13 protein-coding genes are annotated in these 19279 nt (G+C 67.7%); 9 read left to right on the top strand and 4 right to left on the bottom strand.

Translation table 11 applies throughout. The features are described 5' to 3' along the window. Window positions 1-56 precede the first annotated feature (56 nt). The 3 genes from A6P39_RS05090 to A6P39_RS05080 form a co-directional block, all read right to left on the bottom strand. Window positions 57-725 (bottom strand): nitroreductase, encoded by a 669-nt coding sequence (locus A6P39_RS05090; RefSeq protein WP_067047297.1) that lies wholly within the window; start codon window positions 723-725, stop codon window positions 57-59. A 231-nt stretch (window positions 726-956) separates the two neighbouring features. Beyond that, window positions 957-1448 carry a MarR family winged helix-turn-helix transcriptional regulator gene (locus A6P39_RS05085; RefSeq protein ID WP_067047043.1) on the bottom strand — a complete coding sequence of 164 codons (492 nt, stop codon included), beginning with the start codon at window positions 1446-1448 and terminating at the stop codon, window positions 957-959. 100 nt (window positions 1449-1548) lie between these two features. Next, complete coding sequence (locus A6P39_RS05080) at window positions 1549-2580, bottom strand: molybdopterin-dependent oxidoreductase (protein WP_159396084.1); 1032 nt, start codon at window positions 2578-2580, stop codon at window positions 1549-1551. Between the two features lie 398 nt (window positions 2581-2978). Here A6P39_RS05080 and A6P39_RS05075 point away from each other — a divergent pair, with 398 nt between their 5' ends. From A6P39_RS05075 to A6P39_RS05040, 8 genes are all read left to right on the top strand, one after another. Further along, entirely contained in the window at window positions 2979-3740 is a 762-nt protein-coding gene (locus A6P39_RS05075; RefSeq protein ID WP_067047049.1) for a G1 family glutamic endopeptidase, read from the top strand. Between the two features lie 766 nt (window positions 3741-4506). Then, window positions 4507-5142 carry a sigma-70 family RNA polymerase sigma factor gene (locus A6P39_RS05070; protein ID WP_067047052.1) on the top strand — a complete coding sequence of 212 codons (636 nt, stop codon included), beginning with the start codon at window positions 4507-4509 and terminating at the stop codon, window positions 5140-5142. 2 nt (window positions 5143-5144) lie between these two features. Then, a complete protein-coding gene (locus A6P39_RS05065) occupies window positions 5145-5768 on the top strand; it encodes a hypothetical protein (protein ID WP_067047055.1) in 624 nt (207 codons plus the stop codon). Window positions 5769-6040: 272 nt separating this feature from the next. Continuing rightward, window positions 6041-6736, top strand: a complete 696-nt coding sequence (locus tag A6P39_RS05060; protein ID WP_067047057.1) for a class I SAM-dependent methyltransferase — start codon at window positions 6041-6043, stop codon at window positions 6734-6736. Between the two features lie 169 nt (window positions 6737-6905). After that, entirely contained in the window at window positions 6906-7142 is a 237-nt protein-coding gene (locus A6P39_RS05055) for a hypothetical protein (protein WP_067047060.1), read from the top strand. A gap of 324 nt (window positions 7143-7466) precedes the next feature. Next, window positions 7467-8207: a class I SAM-dependent methyltransferase gene (locus A6P39_RS05050; RefSeq protein ID WP_067047063.1), complete on the top strand. Its 741-nt coding sequence runs from the start codon at window positions 7467-7469 to the stop codon at window positions 8205-8207. A gap of 272 nt (window positions 8208-8479) precedes the next feature. Continuing rightward, window positions 8480-9592, top strand: coding sequence for an ABC transporter substrate-binding protein (locus tag A6P39_RS05045; protein WP_067047066.1), 1113 nt, complete (start codon window positions 8480-8482; stop codon window positions 9590-9592). Between the two features lie 794 nt (window positions 9593-10386). Next, window positions 10387-13758 carry a GH92 family glycosyl hydrolase gene (locus tag A6P39_RS05040; RefSeq protein ID WP_275883808.1) on the top strand — a complete coding sequence of 1124 codons (3372 nt, stop codon included), beginning with the start codon at window positions 10387-10389 and terminating at the stop codon, window positions 13756-13758. Between the two features lie 211 nt (window positions 13759-13969). On the opposite strand, the gene A6P39_RS05035 is transcribed toward A6P39_RS05040, so the two are convergent. Beyond that, window positions 13970-14614: a hypothetical protein gene (locus tag A6P39_RS05035; RefSeq protein WP_067047073.1), complete on the bottom strand. Its 645-nt coding sequence runs from the start codon at window positions 14612-14614 to the stop codon at window positions 13970-13972. A 577-nt stretch (window positions 14615-15191) separates the two neighbouring features. Here A6P39_RS05035 and A6P39_RS05030 point away from each other — a divergent pair. Beyond that, the gene (locus tag A6P39_RS05030; RefSeq protein ID WP_067047076.1) at window positions 15192-19265 is read left to right on the top strand and encodes a golvesin C-terminal-like domain-containing protein; all 4074 of its coding nucleotides are present in this window, start codon (window positions 15192-15194) and stop codon (window positions 19263-19265) included. The last annotated feature ends 14 nt before the right edge of the window (window positions 19266-19279 follow it).

The raw sequence follows: 19279 nt of genomic DNA, 5'->3' as shown, positions 1-19279 counted from the left end.
GAACCACTCTGTGATCACGGCAAGACACGAGGCCTTGATCGATCGAGGAGGGGGTGTCAGGGGCCGTCGACGAAGGTGACCGTCTCGTCGAGCGGTGCCCGGCCCGTACGGGTGTGGGGGACGGTGGTGTCCTCGAATCCGATCGACATGCCGCAGAAGAGCACGAGGTCGTCGGGGGGCGACAGCACCTCTGCGACGGTCTTGTGGAACTTCGCCCAGGCCATCTGTGGGCAGCTGTGCAGTCCTTCGGCGCGGAGCAGCAGCATGACGGTCTGCAGGTACATGCCGACGTCGGACCACTGGGGTCGGCCCAGGTCGCGGTCGACGTAGCAGAACAGGGCGGCGGGCGCGCCGAAGCAGTCCCAGTTCGCGGCAGCGGCCCTCTGGCGCGCCTCCCAGTCCTCGCGCGCAATGCCGAGTGCGCCGTAGCGCTCCGCACCGAAGGCGGATCGGCGCTCACGGTACGGCGACTTCAGGGCGGGCGGGTACTGCTCGTACTCCGGCTCGTCCCAGGGATCGTTCGCGGCTATGCGCTCGCCGGCGCGCTTCTTGATCTCGGCCAGCGGTGCGCCGGTCACGACATAGGCGTGCCATGGCTGGAGATTCGATCCGGACGGCGCCCGAGCCGCGGCGGACAGCACCCGCTCCAGCGTCTCCCTGGGAACTGGCTCGTCGGCGAAGCCGCGCACCGCTCGACGGCTCGCGACCGCCTCATAGACGTCCAACATCGTCTGCCTCCCGGATGCTGAGGACATCATCGTCGTTACATTCGAGATGGTATCACTTAATACTATCTCGCGCGACACCACTGCCAGTGATCCGCCGCTGGCCGGCGCGTGAAGCTGATCAAGGAGCTGGAGCAGGCGGACGCTGTCCTGTCCGGAGTCGCCGCCGAAGCCGTACGGGACGAACTGCGCCCACGCGGCAGGCGACGATTGGGTGGGCGTGCTTACGCTTCATCGCTTGTGGGACAGGTCATCGCTTGGGGGATGGGCGAGTCGGGTCAGCAGGTCCGTCAGCCGTTCGGGTTCGCCTGCCCCCAGCTCGGCAGTCAGACGCTCCGCCAGTGGCTCCGCTGCCACGTGGGCTGCATCGAAAAGCTCGAGGCCCTGAGGTGTGATCTCCACTGCCCGCGCCCGCCGGTCCCCTGGAACGGCCTTGCGTACGGCCAGCCCCTTGCGTTCGAGGTCGTCGACGACCCGCATGATTCCCGCCTTGTCCGACCCCGTCGCCGCCGCCAAGTCCCGCTGGACCATGGGCCCATGGTTGACCAGCTCGATCAGTACGGCAAAATGCCGCAACTCGACGCCCAGCGGCCGAAGCGCCTCCCCCATCACCGCGGCTGCGCGCCAATGCGCCCGGCGCAGCAGCAAGCCGAGAGCGAATGGCGAGGTGTCCCCAGGGCGATCGGTCGCACGTGGGGCGGTGGGCTGAGCGTCGGAGGTCATGAAGGCATATTACCGCTGTCTATTCATTCGATACGGTATCACTTGATACTAATGTGGGGCCCTGAGCCCTTTCGGGCGGCCTGAGCGACCGCCGAGTACATCACTCCTCTTGCGTGACGAAGATGACGCGCTGATGGATGCGGTTACGGCGCGGCGTCGAGGGCTGCGTCGCGCCTGTGCCTGTCGTCGCGCGGCAGGCGAGGACATGCTCTCCGACCGCGGAGGGAGCCCAGGTGAGGGTGAACTTCTGCCAGGCATGTCCCGTGCGTGGTTCGACCTCGGCAGGCGCCCAGGTGTGACCCCCGTCGACGGACACGTCCACTGCGGTGACCGGCTCGGAGCCCCAGGCCCATCCCCACACAGTCACTGGCCGGCGGACCCGCACGTGTCCGTCGACGGGGGCCACGATGCACGAGTTGGGCGCCAGGTCCCACACGGGTGTGGGAGCCGAGGAGCCCTCTTGAGGCGGGTCCATGTAGTACTTCGTGGTGAAGGCCCCAGCGCTGCGCCGGTCCGAAGCCGTCAGTGAGGTGAGCCACTTGGTCGAGTTGGTTCCGTAGTAGCCGGGCACGACGAGACGAACGGGCCCTCCGCGCCGTACGGGCACCGCGGATCCGTTGATGGTCAGGGCGACCAGGGTGTCACCGTCCAGCGCCTTGGCCAGCGGAAGGTCCTTTTCGTAGCGCTCGTGGTACGTGGAGTCGAACACACCGTGGTCGCATCCGGTGGAGATGATGAAGGCCGAGCCCTCCTCGATCCCCGCACGCCCCAGCAGTTCGCTGAGCGCCACGCCTCTCCAGCGGACGTTGCCCACCCGCCGCTGGGGGACGGCGGGAGCGAGAGGACTGCCGGCGCATTCGTGGACCGACGTGATCTCCGTCTGCGGCAGGTTGTGCAGGTCGTCGAGGGACAGGACCAGCCGCCGCCTGACTCTTCCGCCGATCGTCAGGGACCAGGTGTCGGTGGCGACGTCGGGAATGCCCAGATGCCAGACCGAGAACAGGTCGGACTCCGGGGTCAGGAACGACGTCATGTCCTCGGGGCGCAACCTCTGCTTCAGCCCGAATCCCTTGTGGAGCATGGGTGTTTCGCGGGAGTCAGCCAGGTTGTCGCTACCGTTTGAGGCGGGCATGGCGTGCGTACTCATTCCTACTCGGGTTCAGGTCCGTTTCGATGAGTGCGGCGACGGCGGTGACGTCCGTCTCGCTGTCACCGGACGCCTTGACGATATCGCGACCACTCGAGCCGAAGGCCGGCACAAGCGGAAACGGCCCGTAGAAGGATGCGGATCGGGACGCGCTGAGTCAGCGTCAGGCGCGGTGGGGTGGGCGGGACGCTGCCGGGACTCCTGGCATTCGGCGATCCACCTGCCCGCTGGTGTCATGTTCTCGCCATGACGAGTCACGGTTGGCGGCATGGAGGGTGACGGTTGGCGCGTGATTCTTGAGTTTCACGCAGGCCCCACCCACGATGAACCCCGGTCTGACAGGCCCCCGAACATCGACTCCATCCCCCACAGGAGACCGGTACATGGGCACGAATGCAGGAACCAGACGCAATCGTTTCACCGGCCGAGCGGCAGCCGCGGGTCTGCTGCTCGCCGCCGCCGCTCTCGTCCCGGCGTACGCCGGATCGTCAGCGGCCGCCGCCAGTACGGGCTTCGGCCCGCATGCGGGAGGATTCCAGGACAGTAACTGGGGCGGTTACGTCGCCACCGGAAGCTTCGGCACCATCACCGGCTCCTGGACCGAACCACATGTCACCTGCACCAGCCGCAACGACCTGTTCGCCCCCTGGATCGGCCTGGACGGCTACGGTTCGCAGACGGTGGAACAGGCCGGTGTGCAGGCCGACTGCTCGAGCGGATCGCCGGTCTTCTCCGCCTGGTACGAGATGTACCCCGCCGCCCCGGTGTACTGGAACGACCCGGTCTCCGAGGGCGACAGCATCACCGCCTCAGTGGTCTCCAACGGCGGCGGCAGTTACACGCTGACGCTCACCGACAACACCAGGCGCTGGACCGAACACGCCGACCGGAACCTCGGCGCGTACAACGCCAGCGCCGAAGCGGTCATCGAGTCCCCCACCCAGAGCTATCCGTCCTTCAGCAAACTGGACTTCTCCGGTGTGACGGTGGACGGCCAGCCGTTCGACGCGACGCATCCGCAGGCGCTCGCCAGCGGCGGCTACGCGCCCGGACCGCTGTCCGGCGGCTTCTTCTCCATGACGCCGAGCGGCGTCACCCGTGCGCCGCACGCGCCCGCCGAACGGCCGGCCGTCATCCGCTACTGAGAGGCGACCCGCGCTGGCGTGGAGCCACACGTGGGTGCCCCGACCGGGACGGTCGGGGCACCCACGGCCGGTCAGAGGGAGGACGACACCCGATCGGTGACCGCACCGGAGCCCGCCTTCCCTCCGTCCGGACCCGGCGCCCTGGCGGCGGCGGTGACCTCGTCGCCGTCCTCCGCGTGGTACCGCCTGCGGGACGTCCACACCGATGTGGCACCGCGCCATCCCGCCGCGCCGGGTCCGAGGAGGCGATGCCGCCGTCGACGTCGCGTCACCGCACCCGTGTGCTGTGCTGCGCCGTGTTGTGGTGTGCGCCACAACTCCCTTGCGCGGAGCGGAACGTGTGGTGCCGTACGGCGGCTCGTCATGCGGCCTTGCCGGGGCGTCCCTGCACGTCGTACTGGGGGACCGAGAAGTAGCTTCCCGGATGGGTGTTTCTCTGTGAATGATGACGTGATCACTTTGGGTCAGTAATTGATCGCGGTGGTCATGCGCGTTTGGGCCCCTGTGTCCGCGATGCTGCCAATCGAGGGCCCGCCGTGGTGTCCTCCAGCGTGATCTGCCGTCTGCACCCAGCGGGTTGACGCTGTGTCGGCAGGAAGGACTCAGCTCCTGTGACCGTGAATGATCTCCTCGCGCTGCTGGTGGTGGCCACCGCTGCGCGTGACCTCCTCCCCGATGCGAGGACGAGAACGCCTGCCTGGAGCAGGTCGGTGCCCGGGCCGACCGGTCTGTCGTGGTTCCTTCCCGGTGTGCGGAGGCTCGGCCGATGACCGGCACGGAGAACAGCGGCCACCACCGGCTGGGCGCCTCGTTGAACGAACTGGACGGACTGCAGGGCATCCAGTACGAGATGCCGGCGACCCTGGACGCCTTCTACCGCAGGTACGCCCGGCCGCAGGTGGAGTACGCCGCTACCGTTCTGGGCGACAAGGAGGCCGCAAAGGCAGTCGTCCGCACGCTCTACACCCATCTGGCGCAGAACTGGGACGCGGTCCTGTTCCAGAAGGGCGGCCCGGAAGCGTATGCGTGGCGGGCGCTGAAGCTGCGGGTGGAGACCCACGCCCGGATGGCGATCGTCCCCACCACCGACGGCTGCAGCACCAGTGCGTCGGCGAACGACCGCACCACGGCCGTCCATGACGCGGTGCGAGCCACCTTGGGGATGATGCGCTCGCAGCTGGCCGCCGCGGAATCCCCGCTCGGCCTCTACACGGCCATAGCCGCCCTGCCGATCCGGCAGTTCGACGTGGTCATCCTGCACTACGTCCTGGGCTATCCCTCCAGCCGTGTCGCCGACATCATGGGCATCACCGCGGCCACCGTCCGCACACACCGGCGCTCGGCCCGCAGGCACATCGCCGCCAAGCTCGGCATCGCCCTGGACGACGAGGACAAGGAGTAGCCGTGCCGCGCAAGCTGGACCACGTCCTCGCCCAGGCGGCCGTCGGCGACACGGTCACCGATGCGGAACTGGAGTACCTCAAACAAGAGATCGTCCGGGATGTAGCCGCAGCCCTCATGTTCGGCGAACGGCCCACCCCGTTGCGCCACCACCCGGTCAGACTCGAGCGCGCCGGCCTCATCCTGCAGGCAGTGTGCCGGGAACTGCTGTGTGGCGACGAGGTCTCCGAGCACCTGGCCCGGATCGCCGACAGCCCCGTCGACTCCGAAGGCGCCCTGCACTTCGGCTGCCTGCTCGATCTCGCCGGGAAACACGATGGGGCCCTGTGGTGGTGGCAGTTCGCTGCGGGAGCGGGCAACGCGACCGCCGGATACTGCCTGTACCTGTTCCACACACGCAGGGGCGACCTCAGGGACGCCGGCCACTGGTGGCACCAGCACCTCGCTCTGGGCCCCGGGGGAGACGCCTTCGTCCCGCCGCCGGTATGGATGCATCTCAACTTCGACACCTGCGGTGTCCTGCGCAAAGCGGTGGACCGTCTCAGGGTCGAGGAAGCCGCCGGTGAGTTCCACCACCCCGACCGCCGCCTCGCCGACCAGATCGAACAGCTCGTGGACACCTGTTGACACGGATGCCGCGGGCGAGCATGGGCCGGACGAGCGCCGGCCGGCGGCTACACGAGGGGAGATCGCAGGGCACCGATTCAACTCCCCGTGCTCTACGGCCCCTTGAAGCGGGCCTCCTAAGCGTCGATCAGGAACTCCAGCCGGGCGTTGTCGCCAAGCCGCACCGCAGCCGCGGCTGCTGATCCCTGGCCCACTGCCGGCCGGTCCGACCGGCCCGTGGCCCTGCTCCAGATTGCGTGGTCGGCAGCCATGGCTGCTGCGAGGATTCTTCGATGACAGCTGATACCGCATATCACGGCGAGATGGGCAGGCAGTTCGCTCTCCAGGCCACGAACAGCGCCTACAACGCCCACACCGACCGGCCGGCCATGCTCAGACTCGCCGGTGACGTGAGCGGCCTGCGCGTCTTGGATCTCGGATGCGGGGCCGGACACTACTCCGCCGAACTGCTGCGGAGGGGGGCGGGGCACGTGGTCGGCGTCGAGGGCAGCGAATCCCTGTTGCGGGCCGCGCAGGAGCGGCTCGAAGACAGAGCCGTCCTGCACCACCACGACCTGGAGGCGCCGCTGTCCTTCTTGGCAGACGAGTCGTTCGACCTGGCCGTGATGGCCCTCGTCTATCACCACATCGACGCGCGTGGCCAGCTGCTCGCAGAACTCCGTCGCGTTCTGCGGCCAGGCGGAACACTCCTCGTCTCCACCACCCACCCCACCAGCGATTGGACCTACTTCGGCGGTTCCTACTTCGCCGGTGAGCGGGTGGAGCTTCCCTTCGGCGATGGATTCGTAATCAGCTACTGGCGGATGACGCTGGAGCAGTTCCTCGGCGAACTACTCGGTGCGGGATTCGTGCTGGAAGAGCTGACGGAACCGCGCGCCACCCAGGAGGCCCGGCTGGTCGATCTCCGCCGATATGACAAGACTCACCGAGAGCCCCACTTCCTGGCCGTCAGGCTCCGTCGCCCGTGACGAAGCCTGCCCCGGCGACCGCGGCAGACGTGACGCCGGCCTCGCCGATCTGAGCGCGGGGACTGTCGGTGGTTGCGAGTTGAACCCCAACCCGAGATCGCGTGCGCCGTCGGCAGATCATGTTGACTGAGCTGGGGTAGCCACTGAAAGAACCACAAGGGAGGTTGGCATGACTGGATTTTTCGACCGGGCCAAGGAACAGGCCCAGCAGGCACTCGCGCAGGGCAAGGAGAAGGTGGAGGAGGTACAGGCACAGCGCGCCGGGGGCGAGCTGCTGAAGAAGCTCGGTGCGGCCTACTACGCAGAACGGCGTGGATCAGGCACGCCGCAGACCACCCAGGACGCACTCACCGCCCTGGAGGCTCACATCGCCGCGCACGGGGACGGGTTCCTGCGTGGCGCATAGCCGCGCCCCTCACAGGTTGCGGCGCCGGCAGAGGCCGGCGCCGCAACCGCCACCTCATGGAGCGGTGCTCGTCCGGCGACCGCATCCTGAACAAGATCAGTAAGTGAAGGGTCCTTGAGGAAAGTCGTCCTATCGGTGCCGACGTCTCCGACGCCTCCAGCGCCGGGCCGCCGATCGCCCAAGTCGTCCAATGTGAACACCAAACAGCCACGCCATATTTGTGGCTTTTGCCAGTACGACGCTCCGCCGACGAAGGGGAGACTTCCCGCCAGAAGCGTCGGCCTGTTCCGAAGGCCGACGCCGAGGAAATGGGGGAACAGCACGATGAGCGGACAGCTTTACGACGGGATCGGCGAGGCGTTCGAGGGCTTCAAGACCCTCCCGATCACGCGCTACGCGGAAGTGCCCGGCTTCCTCGCCCTCGTCGGCGACGTGAACGGCAAGTCGATCCTCGACCTGGCCTCCGGAACCGGCTTCTACAGCCGGGAGTTCAAGCGCCGCGGCGCATCCCACGTCCTCGGCGTCGACATCTCCGGCGCGATGGTCGCCGCGGCCCAGGCCCTGGAGGACCGCGACCCCCTGGGCGTGCACTACGAGGTCGGCGACGTCGCCGAGTTGCGCACCTTTGAGCAGCGCTTCGACATCGGGGTTGCGGTCCAGCTGTTCAACTACGCCGAGGACATCGCCACCATCGAGCGGATGTGCAGCAATATCCACCGCAGCCTCGTGGACGGGGCCGAGTTCTTCGTCTTCGCGCAGAACCCGGACTTTCGTCTCGACGGGCCGTCCCTGGCCAAGTACGGTTTCCTGTGCGAATCGACGGGCGAGGAATCCGAGATCGGTCCGCGCGTGAGGATCACCGCGCTCCTCGACCCGCCGATCTCGTTCGTCGCGAACCCGCCCTGCCGTGAGGTCTACGAGAAGTGTCTGCGGGCGGCCGGATTCAACGAGATCACCTGGGTTCCCCTGGAGGTCTCTGCCGCCGGCGTGCGCGAGTACGGCAAGGAGTTCTGGGACGACTACGTCGCCAACCCCCCGCTGACGATGCTGCGTTGCCGCGCCTGACCCCGACGGGGCCGTCCCCGGTTCGCCCAGGGGCGGCCCGCCGTCCGACACTGGGCCGGCCACCTCGAGTACGGTTGCATCCGGCCGGGCGTCCGCACGCCTGGTCGGCAGGCGCCGTTCTGCATGCAGGGCCTCGTACCATTCGGCACCAGGCCGGTGTCACACCGTTGGCCCTGATGTGAGTGTGATGGGATGAACGCGTACCACCGGGCCTCGCCACTCTGCGATCCGGGCAGACCGCGGCCGAATCGTCCCACGGGAGACGCCAACGCATGAATACGCCACCCTTGTCGCCTGCGGCGGCGCGGACTGACGGATCATCCGTCCAGATCGGCGCTCTCGTTCCACTGACGCGGCCTGGCTGGGTCGAGGCGGGCCACCACTTGCTCGCTGGACTCGAGCTGGCCGTTCGCGAAGTCAATGACACCGGCGGGATCGTCGGAAGACCACTCGAGCTGGTGGTCCGAGACACCGCGGCTGATCCACAGAGGGCCGCGGCGGCCGTAGATGAATTGGCTCGCCTGGGCGTGGCTGCCTTGGCGGGGGAGTATCACAGCGTCGTCGCTCGCGCCGCTGCAGGCCGGGCCGACGCCCTCGGCCTGCCGTTCCTGTGCTCGTCGGCTGTTCTCGACGCGCTCACCGAACAGCCGACGGAATGGGTCGCGCGCCTCGCCCCGGCGCAGTCCCGTGGCTGGCAGACCTACGCAGACTTCCTCCTCGGCGCGGGCCACAGCCGGATCGTCGTAGCAGCCCAGCCGAGCGTCTACTGGGCATCTGGGGCCCGCATTCTGCGGGACCACCTCGCTCCACGCGGCGGGACCGTCATCGAACTCGACATGCGCACACTCTCCCCCACGGCCGTGTGCGACGCGCTCGTCGGCCATCGCGCGACCGCGCTCCTTCTGCTGGTGGGCCACCCGGAGCCGGCAGTGTCGATCGTCAAGTCCGTCCGCCGCGACCAGCGCCTCGCCGAGATCATGATTGGTGCTCCGGCCGGGCAACCGGAGTTCGCCGAATGGGCGACGTTGCTGGGTGACGACAGCGCCGCGATCCCGTTCCTGCGCTACCTGCCCGAGCGCCTCAGCCCACTTGGTGCACGAGTCGAGACGTCTCTGCGCGAGCGGCTGGCCGAAACGCCTTCCTTCGTCGCCTTCGAGGGCTACGACACGGTCGCCGTACTCGCCGAAGTGCTGCGTTCTCACGGCGTGGACCGGGCGCGCACTGCCGAATCCTGGCCGCGCGTTGTCGTCGAAGGTACCCGCGGGAAGATCCAGTTCTCCCGCACGCCAGGCATCAGCGTCTGGCAATGGGCTTGGGCGCCGATCCAGGTCGTTGATCGAGATCCGGCGGACCCTGATCGCTTTCGTATCCTTCACGTCGGCTGAGGTGGCGGGGCGCGCCGTCCGGGAGGCACCGTCCGGGAGGGGGCGGATTGCTGCCGGTGAGGGCGTACCAGTCGTCGGCGCCCGGTGCACTGGACGGTGGCGTGCGTGCTACCGGCCGTCCGTACAGCCTCCGTCGAGCAGGTGGACGGCCACCCGGATGTACCGGTCTGTAGCGGCATCCGGCACGTCGTAGCCGGCATGGTCCGATGGGCTCTGCCGGTGCAGATCACCAACTGCCCCCGTGTCGTTGGCCGTCGCTTTTGCGACGCAGAAGACCTTCCCGGCCGGGCAGTTGTCCTTCGCACCCGATCCGGTGTTGAACGGCCATGGCGATGGCGCGAGCCGGGGGTCTTCCGTCGAGGCATCCACAACTCGGCCCGGCTGCGGGCTGGTTTGGCCCGGTCTGTCCAAGGGTGGCGACTCTCTTTCCTCGACCGCAGGGGACCGTGTGCAGTAGGGCCGGAGTTGACCCCTGATTCGTCAGGGGGCGGGATCATCGGCCTGTCGCAGCAGCGTGGTGATGCCGAAGGCGTCGACTGCAAACTTCGCGCTCAGAAACTGCTGTTGGCCTCGTTGACATGCCGTAACCCCACACGTTTCACTCGACACTCGTGTATGGCAACGTTGTCAGGCCGTTTCCGAGGCGACCGGCACCGTTGCCTGCCACTGACGTCCCCGCCCTTCGGCACGTCAGCACCTGTGCGAGGCACGAACCGCTGCGGAGGCAACCGATGGTCCGACCCCGACGTTCAGCTGCGCCACGTAACCGAAAAAGACTTAGTCAACGCCTGGCCGTGATCTCTGTCCTGAGTATCGCCGCACTCCCGCTCCCAGCGATCGGGAACGCCTATGCCGCGAGTGCGGCGGCACCGGCCTTGGTGAAAGATCCCGCGTCCCTCGTCAACCCCCTCATCGGTACCTCCGGGGAGGTGGACACCTTCCCGGGCCCCGATATGCCGGCCGGCATGGTGCAGTGGGGTCCCGACACGACGCCCGACCGCCCGTCCGGCGGCGGCTACGAATACAACGACGGCAAGATTTCCGGCTTCAGCCTCACCCACGTCTCCGGACCCGGCTGCGGCGTGGCCGGCGACCTGCCCATCCTGCCGGTGACCGGCACGCTGTCGGGCGACCTCGGCAACACATCGGTCGGTTTCAATCACAACGACGAGCAGACCGGCGTCGGGCGCTACAAAGTCACCGATGCGGGCGGGGTCACGACGCAGCTGAGCGACACCACCCGTGCCGGCCTGGGCTCCTTCACCTTCCCCGCGGGCCAGCAGGCGAACCTGCTGTTCAAGCTGAGCGGCGGCGCTACACAGGTGGACGGCACCCGCGTCCAGGTGGTGAACAAGCAGGAGATCAGCGGCTCGATCGACAGCGGTCACTTCTGTGGCGCGAACAACCGCTACACGCTGCACTTCGACATCAAGTTCGACCAGCCGTTCACCACGAGCGGCACGTGGGTCGGCAGCACCATCAACCGCGACGCGACGTCACTGAAAGCGGGCAGAGCCCGGCAGAACCCGCAGGCACATCCGTCAAAGCCGCTGAAGGAAAGGCACTTCACCGTTCCCGCGGCCCCGTCCCCGACTCTGCACGGGAGCGCCAGCAGGTCCTCCGGCACCCCGTCCCCGTCCCCGGCCGCGAGCGCCGGCGCGACGCCAGGGACGCCGGCCGCGGGCAAGACGGCCGCGAGCAAGGCCGCCGAGCCCCCCACGACGGGCGCGAACGGGATGTACCTGACCTTCGACACCTCGTCCAACCCGACGGTGAAGGCAAAGGTCGGCATCTCCTACACCAGTGACGCGGGCGCGGCCGACAACCTCTCCACCGAGATCAGGAACTGGAACCTGGACGCCGTCGAGCAGGCGAACCACGACGCCTGGAACACGGTGCTGAACAAGATCCAGATCGGCGGCGGTTCCTCGGACCAGCAGGTGCAGTTCTACACCGCGCTGTACCACGCACTGCTGCACCCGAACGTCTTCTCGGACGACAACGGCCAGTACATGGGCATGGACAACCAGATCCACAAGCTGGCCAAGGGCCAGCAGGCCCAGTACGCCAACTACTCGGGCTGGGACACCTACCGTTCCCAGACCCAGCTGATGGCGATGGCCGAGCCCAAGGTCACCAGTGACGTCGTCACCTCGATGCTCAACGGTTACGACCAGACGGGCCTGCTGCCCAAGTGGGCCTCGAACAACGGTGAGAGCTACGTCATGGTCGGTGACCCGGCCGCCGGCATCATCGCCGACGCGTACGCCTTCGGGGCCCGGAGCTTCGACACGGACAAGGCGCTCGCCGCCCTGCAGCACGAGGCCACCGTCCCGAACAACGACCGCCCCGGCGAGTCGGTGCGGGACACCAAGGGCTACCTCCCGCTGGACGAGAACGACTACGGCTGCTGCAACTTCTACGGCCCGGTCTCCACACAGCTGGAGTACGACTCCGCCGACTACGCTGTCGCCGCCTTCGCGAAGTCGCTGGGCAGGACGGATGTCTACCAGAAGTTCGCCACCCGTGCCCAGGACTGGATGAACGTCTTCAACCCGCAGACCGGTTACCTGCAGGCGAAGAACAAGGACGGTCAGTTCGCGGGCGGTTTCACCCCCGGAACCTCCAACGGATTCGTGGAGGGCACGTCGGCCCAGTACACGCCGATGGTCCCGTTCAACCTGCGGCAGCTCATCCAGGCGCGCGGCGGCGACAAGGCGTACTCGTCCTTCCTGGACAGCCTGCTCGACAACATCACCGACCCCGGCAACACCAACGCCAATCTGAGCAATGAGCCGAGCGTGGAGATCCCCTGGGAGTACAACTACACGGGCCAGCCGTGGAAGACCCAGCAGGCCGTCCGCGAGGCCCAGCAGAAGCTGTACTTCAACGCGCCGGTCGGCTCGTTCGGCAACGACGACCTCGGCGCGATGAGTTCCTGGTACGTCTGGTCCGAGCTGGGCATGTACCCCGTGCCCCCGGGCACGGACACCCTGGCGCTCGGCAGCCCGGCGTTCCCGGTGGCCAAGGTGACCTTCGCGGGCGGAAAGACGGTGCAGATCAACGCGCCGCAGGCGGCACCTGATGCGCCCTACGTGCAGTCCCTGGACGTCAAGGGCAAGGAGTGGAAGACCTCCTGGCTGACGTACCAGCAGTTCAAGGGCGCGGGCACGGTCGACTTCAGCCTCGGCACGCAGCCGAACAAGTCGTGGGCCTCCGACGCGTCGGCGGTGCCGCCGTCGGACACCACGGGCGGCGACCGCGTCCTGGCCGCCACCGGCCCCTCCAGCGACGGCCTGGTGCTCCAGCCGGGCGCTTCCGGTGACGCCACGCTCGACCTGACCAACCTCGGCGGCAAGGACGTCACCGTGGACTGGAAGGCGACGGTGCCCTCCGGCGTCACGCTCGATGCCACGTCCGGCTCGGTGCAGGTGCCCGCCTCGGGAAGCGCCGAGGCGAAAGTCCATGTGACAGCGGGCGGGAGCGAAGGAACGTTCCCGGTCACCTTCTCCCTGACCGACCACAGCACCGGGGCGGCACTCAGCGGGGCGGCCCTCCGGGTGGCCGTGGCCAAGGCCGGCGAGCTGTGGCCCTACGACACCAACGAAGGCATCTACCCCGACGGCACGAGCTTCTCGGGCGGCTTCGACAGCGGCGGCTGGGCGTTCTCGCAGAACGCGCTGGCGGCGGCCGGCGTCACCAGTGGCTCCACCGTCACGGTCGACGGCATCTCCTACACCTGGCCGACAGTGACGTCCGGTCACCTGGACAACCTGGAGATGGCCGGCCAGACCATCCCGATGCCGGCCGGCACGTCGGGTGCGTCGCTGGGCCTGCTGGGCACGGCGGCCAACGCACCGACCGACGGCAGCGGGGTCTCGGGCACGATGACTGTCACCTACACCGACGGCACCACGTCGAAGGCGACGGTCGGCTTCTCGGACTGGACGCTCAACGCCGGTTCGAGCAAGCCGGTCGCGGGGGACACCACGGCCGTCACGACGGGCTACCGGAACACCGGCAGCGGGGGCCGCGACGGCGTGAAGACCTATGTCTTCGCCACGAAGGTCCCGCTGGACGCGTCCAAGCAGGTGGCGTCGATCACCCTTCCCGTGACGGGCTCGACGGGCACCGACCACCTGTTCGCCTACGGCTTCGGGCAGTGAGACGACCCGTCGGACACTGGTGACGGCGGGCCGGTTCCCGGGGCGAGAGCCGCGGGGGCCGGCCCGCCGGGCGGGTCACGTCCAGCTCACGCACGGCGCAGACACAGGTGGGGAGTGGTCGCGGAGGGGGTACTGAGGAGGATCATCTCGCGGGGGAGTACGAGTCCGGTGGCGCGCGGAGTGACTTCGGCCGTCGTCCGCCCGATCCTGCTCAGTAGATGGTCACGGACACCCCGCACAGGCCACGTGCGTCCGCCGCGGCCTGCCGCCACATCCGCAGCGGCCCGTCCAGGACGCTCTCCTCATCGGCGTGGTAGCTCAGCCAGTCCTGGTCCTCGGCCTCCGCGCGTTCTTTCGGGGTGAAGCCCAGTGCCCGCTCGACAGCGGGCAGCGTCTCGCGCACCTCGGCGGAGGTGAGCAGGAAGTTGCCGCACCAGCCGGGCAGGAGGGCGGCGCGGTCGGGGCCTATGGCATGAAAGAAGGATCTCAGCGCGAACTCCTTGCTCTGGACCGAAACGAAGATCTCCTCCGCGCCGGTCACCAGATCCCACACGTCCGTGAGCAGTGAGAAGTCGTCGTCGGGGGACAGGCCGTCGTACATCTTCTGCATGTGCTCGCCGGAAGCGGTCAGCTCGTGGAAGGAGTTCAGCGCATCCGCCTCCCTACGGCAGGACTGGCCGAACGGCCTCCACCAAGTCCGGAAGTCCGGCAGCGGCTCCCGACACCAGCGGTCCCAGCGTTCTCTTGCGAACGGGCCGTCCCGCTCCGCGGCGATCAGCGGGAGCAGCCGCGGAGCCAGAGTGCTGATGAAGCCGTCGTCGTGGGCGCTGATGGACCAGGCCGAGGTGATACCCATGTGAGGACCGTACGGGGCACCACTGACAGGCAGGGTCCGCGCCGAGCGTCGGACACTCACGAACGCCGGGATTCCCGCCAACACGCCCGCATGCGCGGTGAACTGCGGGCGACCGCGTGTCCCTTTGCCTAGGCCTCGTCCGGAACGGGGAGCACTCCGCCCATCTGCTCGAAGAGGGAGTTCACCTCCGGGTGCGAGGGGTGGGTGCCCGAGGGCGCCGGCCACCGGTCCGGGACGGACTTCGGCCCCGATGTGCACGCCCCGTCAAGCTCTGTGCGCGCATTGTCAATGCGCTGCCATCGTCCCTCGGACCACACTGGGCCCTTCAGCCCGGCTTTGGGCGTGAGCGGAAGGCAGACACCTGCGGACCCTTCCGTGGCCACGGCGCGCCCGAAGGAGCCTGGTCCTGTGGCCTGGACGACCGAAGGTAACCGCTGGCCGGAGATGGACGGTGAAGATGACTGCACACATCTGTGTACGTCGGGCGGGGCCGTTGCGGCTGCCCAGACGTGCCCTCCGATCTGCCCGTGCCGAAACCCGTCGCTTCCGGCGAGGCCTGACGGCGCTGGTGACAGCGATGCTGGTGGTCATCGGACTGGCGGTGACCCTCCCCGCCGCAGCGGCCACCGGCCGCCAGGCGGGCGGCGTCCCTGCGAAAGCCCCCACGCGTGCGGACCGCGCCGCACAACTGACCGCGCAGCTCGGTGACGGCTGGTACCGCAGTAGCGACTTCATCGTCAGCAGCGTCGGCGACGCCACAGGCATGCACTACTACATCGGGCGGGAGTCCGAGGGCTTCGCATGGCGACCGCTCGCCACCATTGCCCCGGCCGGCGTCGACACGGCCTCCTGGACAGGCTATGCCTGCACGTCCGGGACAGACCGGTACCTGCTCGCCACCATCGAGCCGACCCTCGCCACCAACCGGCCTGTGATGCTCGACCGCGGCGCCCTCGCCTACACCATCGACTTGCGCACAGGGAAAGTCCGGCCGGTCACCGCGGGCGTGGCGATGTACTACCACACCCCCGGATGCGGCACCGGCGACACGGGTGTGCTGGCACGCTACCTGGGAACGGACCAGGAACGCACCGAACTCCTCACCGTGAACCTGGCAACAGGCAGGATCTCGGCCCGCCACACGCTCGCCGGTCAGTACACATCGGCGGTGCCACTCGCGCAGGGCGACATCGTGGCCGCCCACGGCGCGGAGGTCGTCCGCATCGACAGGCATTCCCGTCCGACCCCGCTGGTACGGACCCCAGGCCCTGCTTACGACCTGATGCCGGCGTCGGACGGAGGCTTCGACTACCTCACCACCGACTTCCGAACGACCAGCCAGGCTTGGCACCTCACAGGCGGGAAGGCCACTCTCGTGGCATCCGGCGCCCGTACGGTCCTCGCTGTCTTCCCGGGGTCAAGGGGGCACAATCTGCTGAGCGGGGCCACGAAGACCACCACGTCCGGCGCCGCACTGCACCGGGTCCAGGCCCGCTCGATCCCCGACGTCATGTCCCGGCAGGGACACGCGGTGGGTTTCCCGGACAAGCGGACATCGGTGACCAAGACGCGCGGCAGAGTTCCGCACAGCCTGCCGACGCTCGTGTCCAGCGTCAGTGGCCGAGCACTGGACACCCCGGCGCCCGACAGCGCGGCGCCGGCCAGCCGGGCGCTCCCCACACCGCTCGATGTGCTGCCCGGTACCAGCCGCTCGGCCACGCCCAGAGCCGCGACGAACAGTCCGACCACACCGCCGCTGTGCGCCGTGCCTCGCAATGATCCACGGCGGCAGGTGCGGCAACCTGTCGCGCACCAGATCGAGTGGGGTGTTGACCAGGCGGTCCGCAGCGGCCTGCCCACGCGTCCCGATGACTACGCGGACATGGGTCTGAGCGCGTACAACCCGAGCGACGACCTTCCCCCGCCGTCCATCCACGGATCCAGCGGCACCGTCGTGCCGCCACAGATCGAGCTGGCCATCTTCGCTCAGGAGAGCGCCAACGACCAGGCGTCATGGCACGCGCTCCCCGGCGTCGCCGGTAACCCCCTCGTCGCCGACTACTACGGTGGTGCCGGCAACTTCAACGTGATCAACTATCCGAACGCCGACTGCGGTTACGGGCTCGGGCAGATCACCACGGGAATGCACGTGGGCGACACACAGTATTCGGCCGCCACTCAGGCGAAGATCGCCGTGGACTACGCCGAGAATATCGCCGCCTCCATCCAGATCCTCACCGACAAGTGGAACCAGCTCTACGATCTGGGTATCCGCGCGAACGGCGGCGATCCGCGCTACGTCGAAAACTGGTACATGGCGCTGTGGGCCTACAACTCCGGCATCCACACCGCTGACGGCGCCGGAAACTCGGGACTCGGGTGGACCAACAACCCGGAGAACACCGACTACAAACCGAACCGGGACATCTTCCTCAAAGCCTCGTATGCCGACGCGGCGCACCCGGCCGACTGGCCCTACCAGGAAAAGATCCTCGGCTGGGCCAGAACACCGATCCTGGACTACAAGGGCAACCCGTCCTACACCGGAATCTCCACCGACCCGGCGATCCCGCCGTTCCCGACGTTCTGTACCGCAGCGGACCACTGCAGCCTCTCCAATCCGGACCACTGCGGACTGTCCACCGACCCTGCCTATCGGTACCACTGCTGGTGGAACTGGGCGGTGAGCTGGACGGACTGCAGCAGCAAGTGCAATATCGGCACCTTCACCTACGGCACCGTCGGGTCACCCGAGCCCGCGAGCGACAATCCGCATCCGCCGGACTGCTCGTCGTCCCTGCCGTCGAACACCTACATCGTCGATGACCTGCCGAGCGAGTACAACGTCGTGGGCTGCGAGCCGGCCGACTGGACCTCCAAAGGCTCCTTCACGCTCACCCAGGGCAAAGACTCGGCGGGCTATCCGATCTCGGAAATCGACACTCACCAACTCGGCGCCGGGTTCGGCGGGCACCTGTTCTTCACGCACAACTACGCTGCGTCGGACACCGCGCACAAGGTGACCGGCACCTGGACGATCTCACTGCCGACGAAGGTCTACCACGTGCTGGCGCATGTCCCGAGCACCGGCGGCACGACACGTTCAGCGCACTACGTGGTCACCGCAGCCGACGGCACCACCCACGACCGAACGGTCGACCAGTACCAGCAGCAGGACCAGTGGGCAGGCATCGGGTTCTTCTCCCTCGGCAGCAACGCCACGGTGTCCTTGACCAACACGACCGACGACGGGGCCCTGTCGGCTCATGACGTCGCCTTCGACGCCATCGCGTTCGTGCCGATCGACGGCACACTGGTCAGCCACACCCTCGATGCCGTATCGCTGTTCGACTGGAACCAAGACCTCAACACGAACGTGCCGTCGAGCTTCACGACACCGAGCCGCACGATGACCACACTTCACGACTGGGCGGTCGAGTACGGGAGCTACGGGCCGGACTGGAACACCGGCACCGGCGTGCACAGCGGCGTCGCTTCCTATCCGGTCTGCCCGACCGGCACACTCGCCGCCGGCCCCGTGCTGAGCAACTCGTGCGTGCCGCAGGACGTATGGAACATCGGCAAGAAGTGGGCGGACGACGCCACCGCAGCAGGCACGAGTACCTCAGGACACTCCAGTACCAGCATGACCGAGCCGAAGTGGCTGGGTTACTCCAACACCGATGTGCCACCGCCCACAACTCTCACCTCATCCACCTTTTCCGACGACCTCTCCTACAAGATCAAGTCACACCTGGACGTCAGCTTCGTGATCGCCGGCGGGAAAATAGTCCCCGGCTCAGAAGACCTGCACTTCCGGGAACGCACCGGCACCACTCACATACCGGACTTCGTCGGCGACTTCATGCAGGCGGTGCAGACCGACTACGGCATCACCGCACCGAATCTCTCCTACAACGAGACGGACGCCAACTTCTTCAGCGGGGACTCCACTCACGTCGACCCCCTCTCGTCGAGGCAGGCCCCGGGCCGTGATTACGTGTGGCACGCCGACGAGCCCAGCGTCTCAAGTGACCAGAGCTGTGTCCTCGTTCGGACAATCATGGGCGGGTCGATCGGCTGGCGCCCGCTGGCTGCCCAGACACCGGTCGCGCAGTCGGTGAGTGCATGGGTCAGTACATTGCGGAGTGACGCGCGCGTGGCACCGCCCGTCGCCGACATGGCAGCCGAGCTGAACAACTTCTTCTTCTCCCAGGCCACTCTCGGCGGCACATTGTTCCTCAAGGCACCACCGATCTGGCAGCAGATCCACGCCAAAGTATGTGCCGACGGCACGATCGCGAGCGCCGCAGTCGTCGACAATGCCGACGAGACGCCCCGGCGCACCATCGCCGATCAAAGCTACATGCCCAACCTCTACCTGTACTTCGACGATCACATGATCGACAATGCGGGCGGCCCGGGCACGACGTACGTACACAAGGGAAACTTCGCCGAATTCGCCAACATCCCCGGCGTGACCAGCGTCAATGGCGATCCCTACGGCTGGTGCGACATCGCGGGACGAGGTGCCGGCGGCAATCCGTGGAACTTCGAGGTCGTTCCCGTTCCTTCGGCACCGGACGCACGGCCGAAAACCGGAGCATTCTGCGACACGAGTGCCGAGTTCGGGAACCCGTACGCTCACTGACCTCCGCGTTTGCC

This window comes from Streptomyces sp. FXJ1.172 (assembly GCF_001636945.3).
In the GTDB taxonomy this organism is placed as follows: domain Bacteria; phylum Actinomycetota; class Actinomycetes; order Streptomycetales; family Streptomycetaceae; genus Streptomyces.
This window is presented reverse-complemented; position numbering and strand designations above follow the sequence as displayed.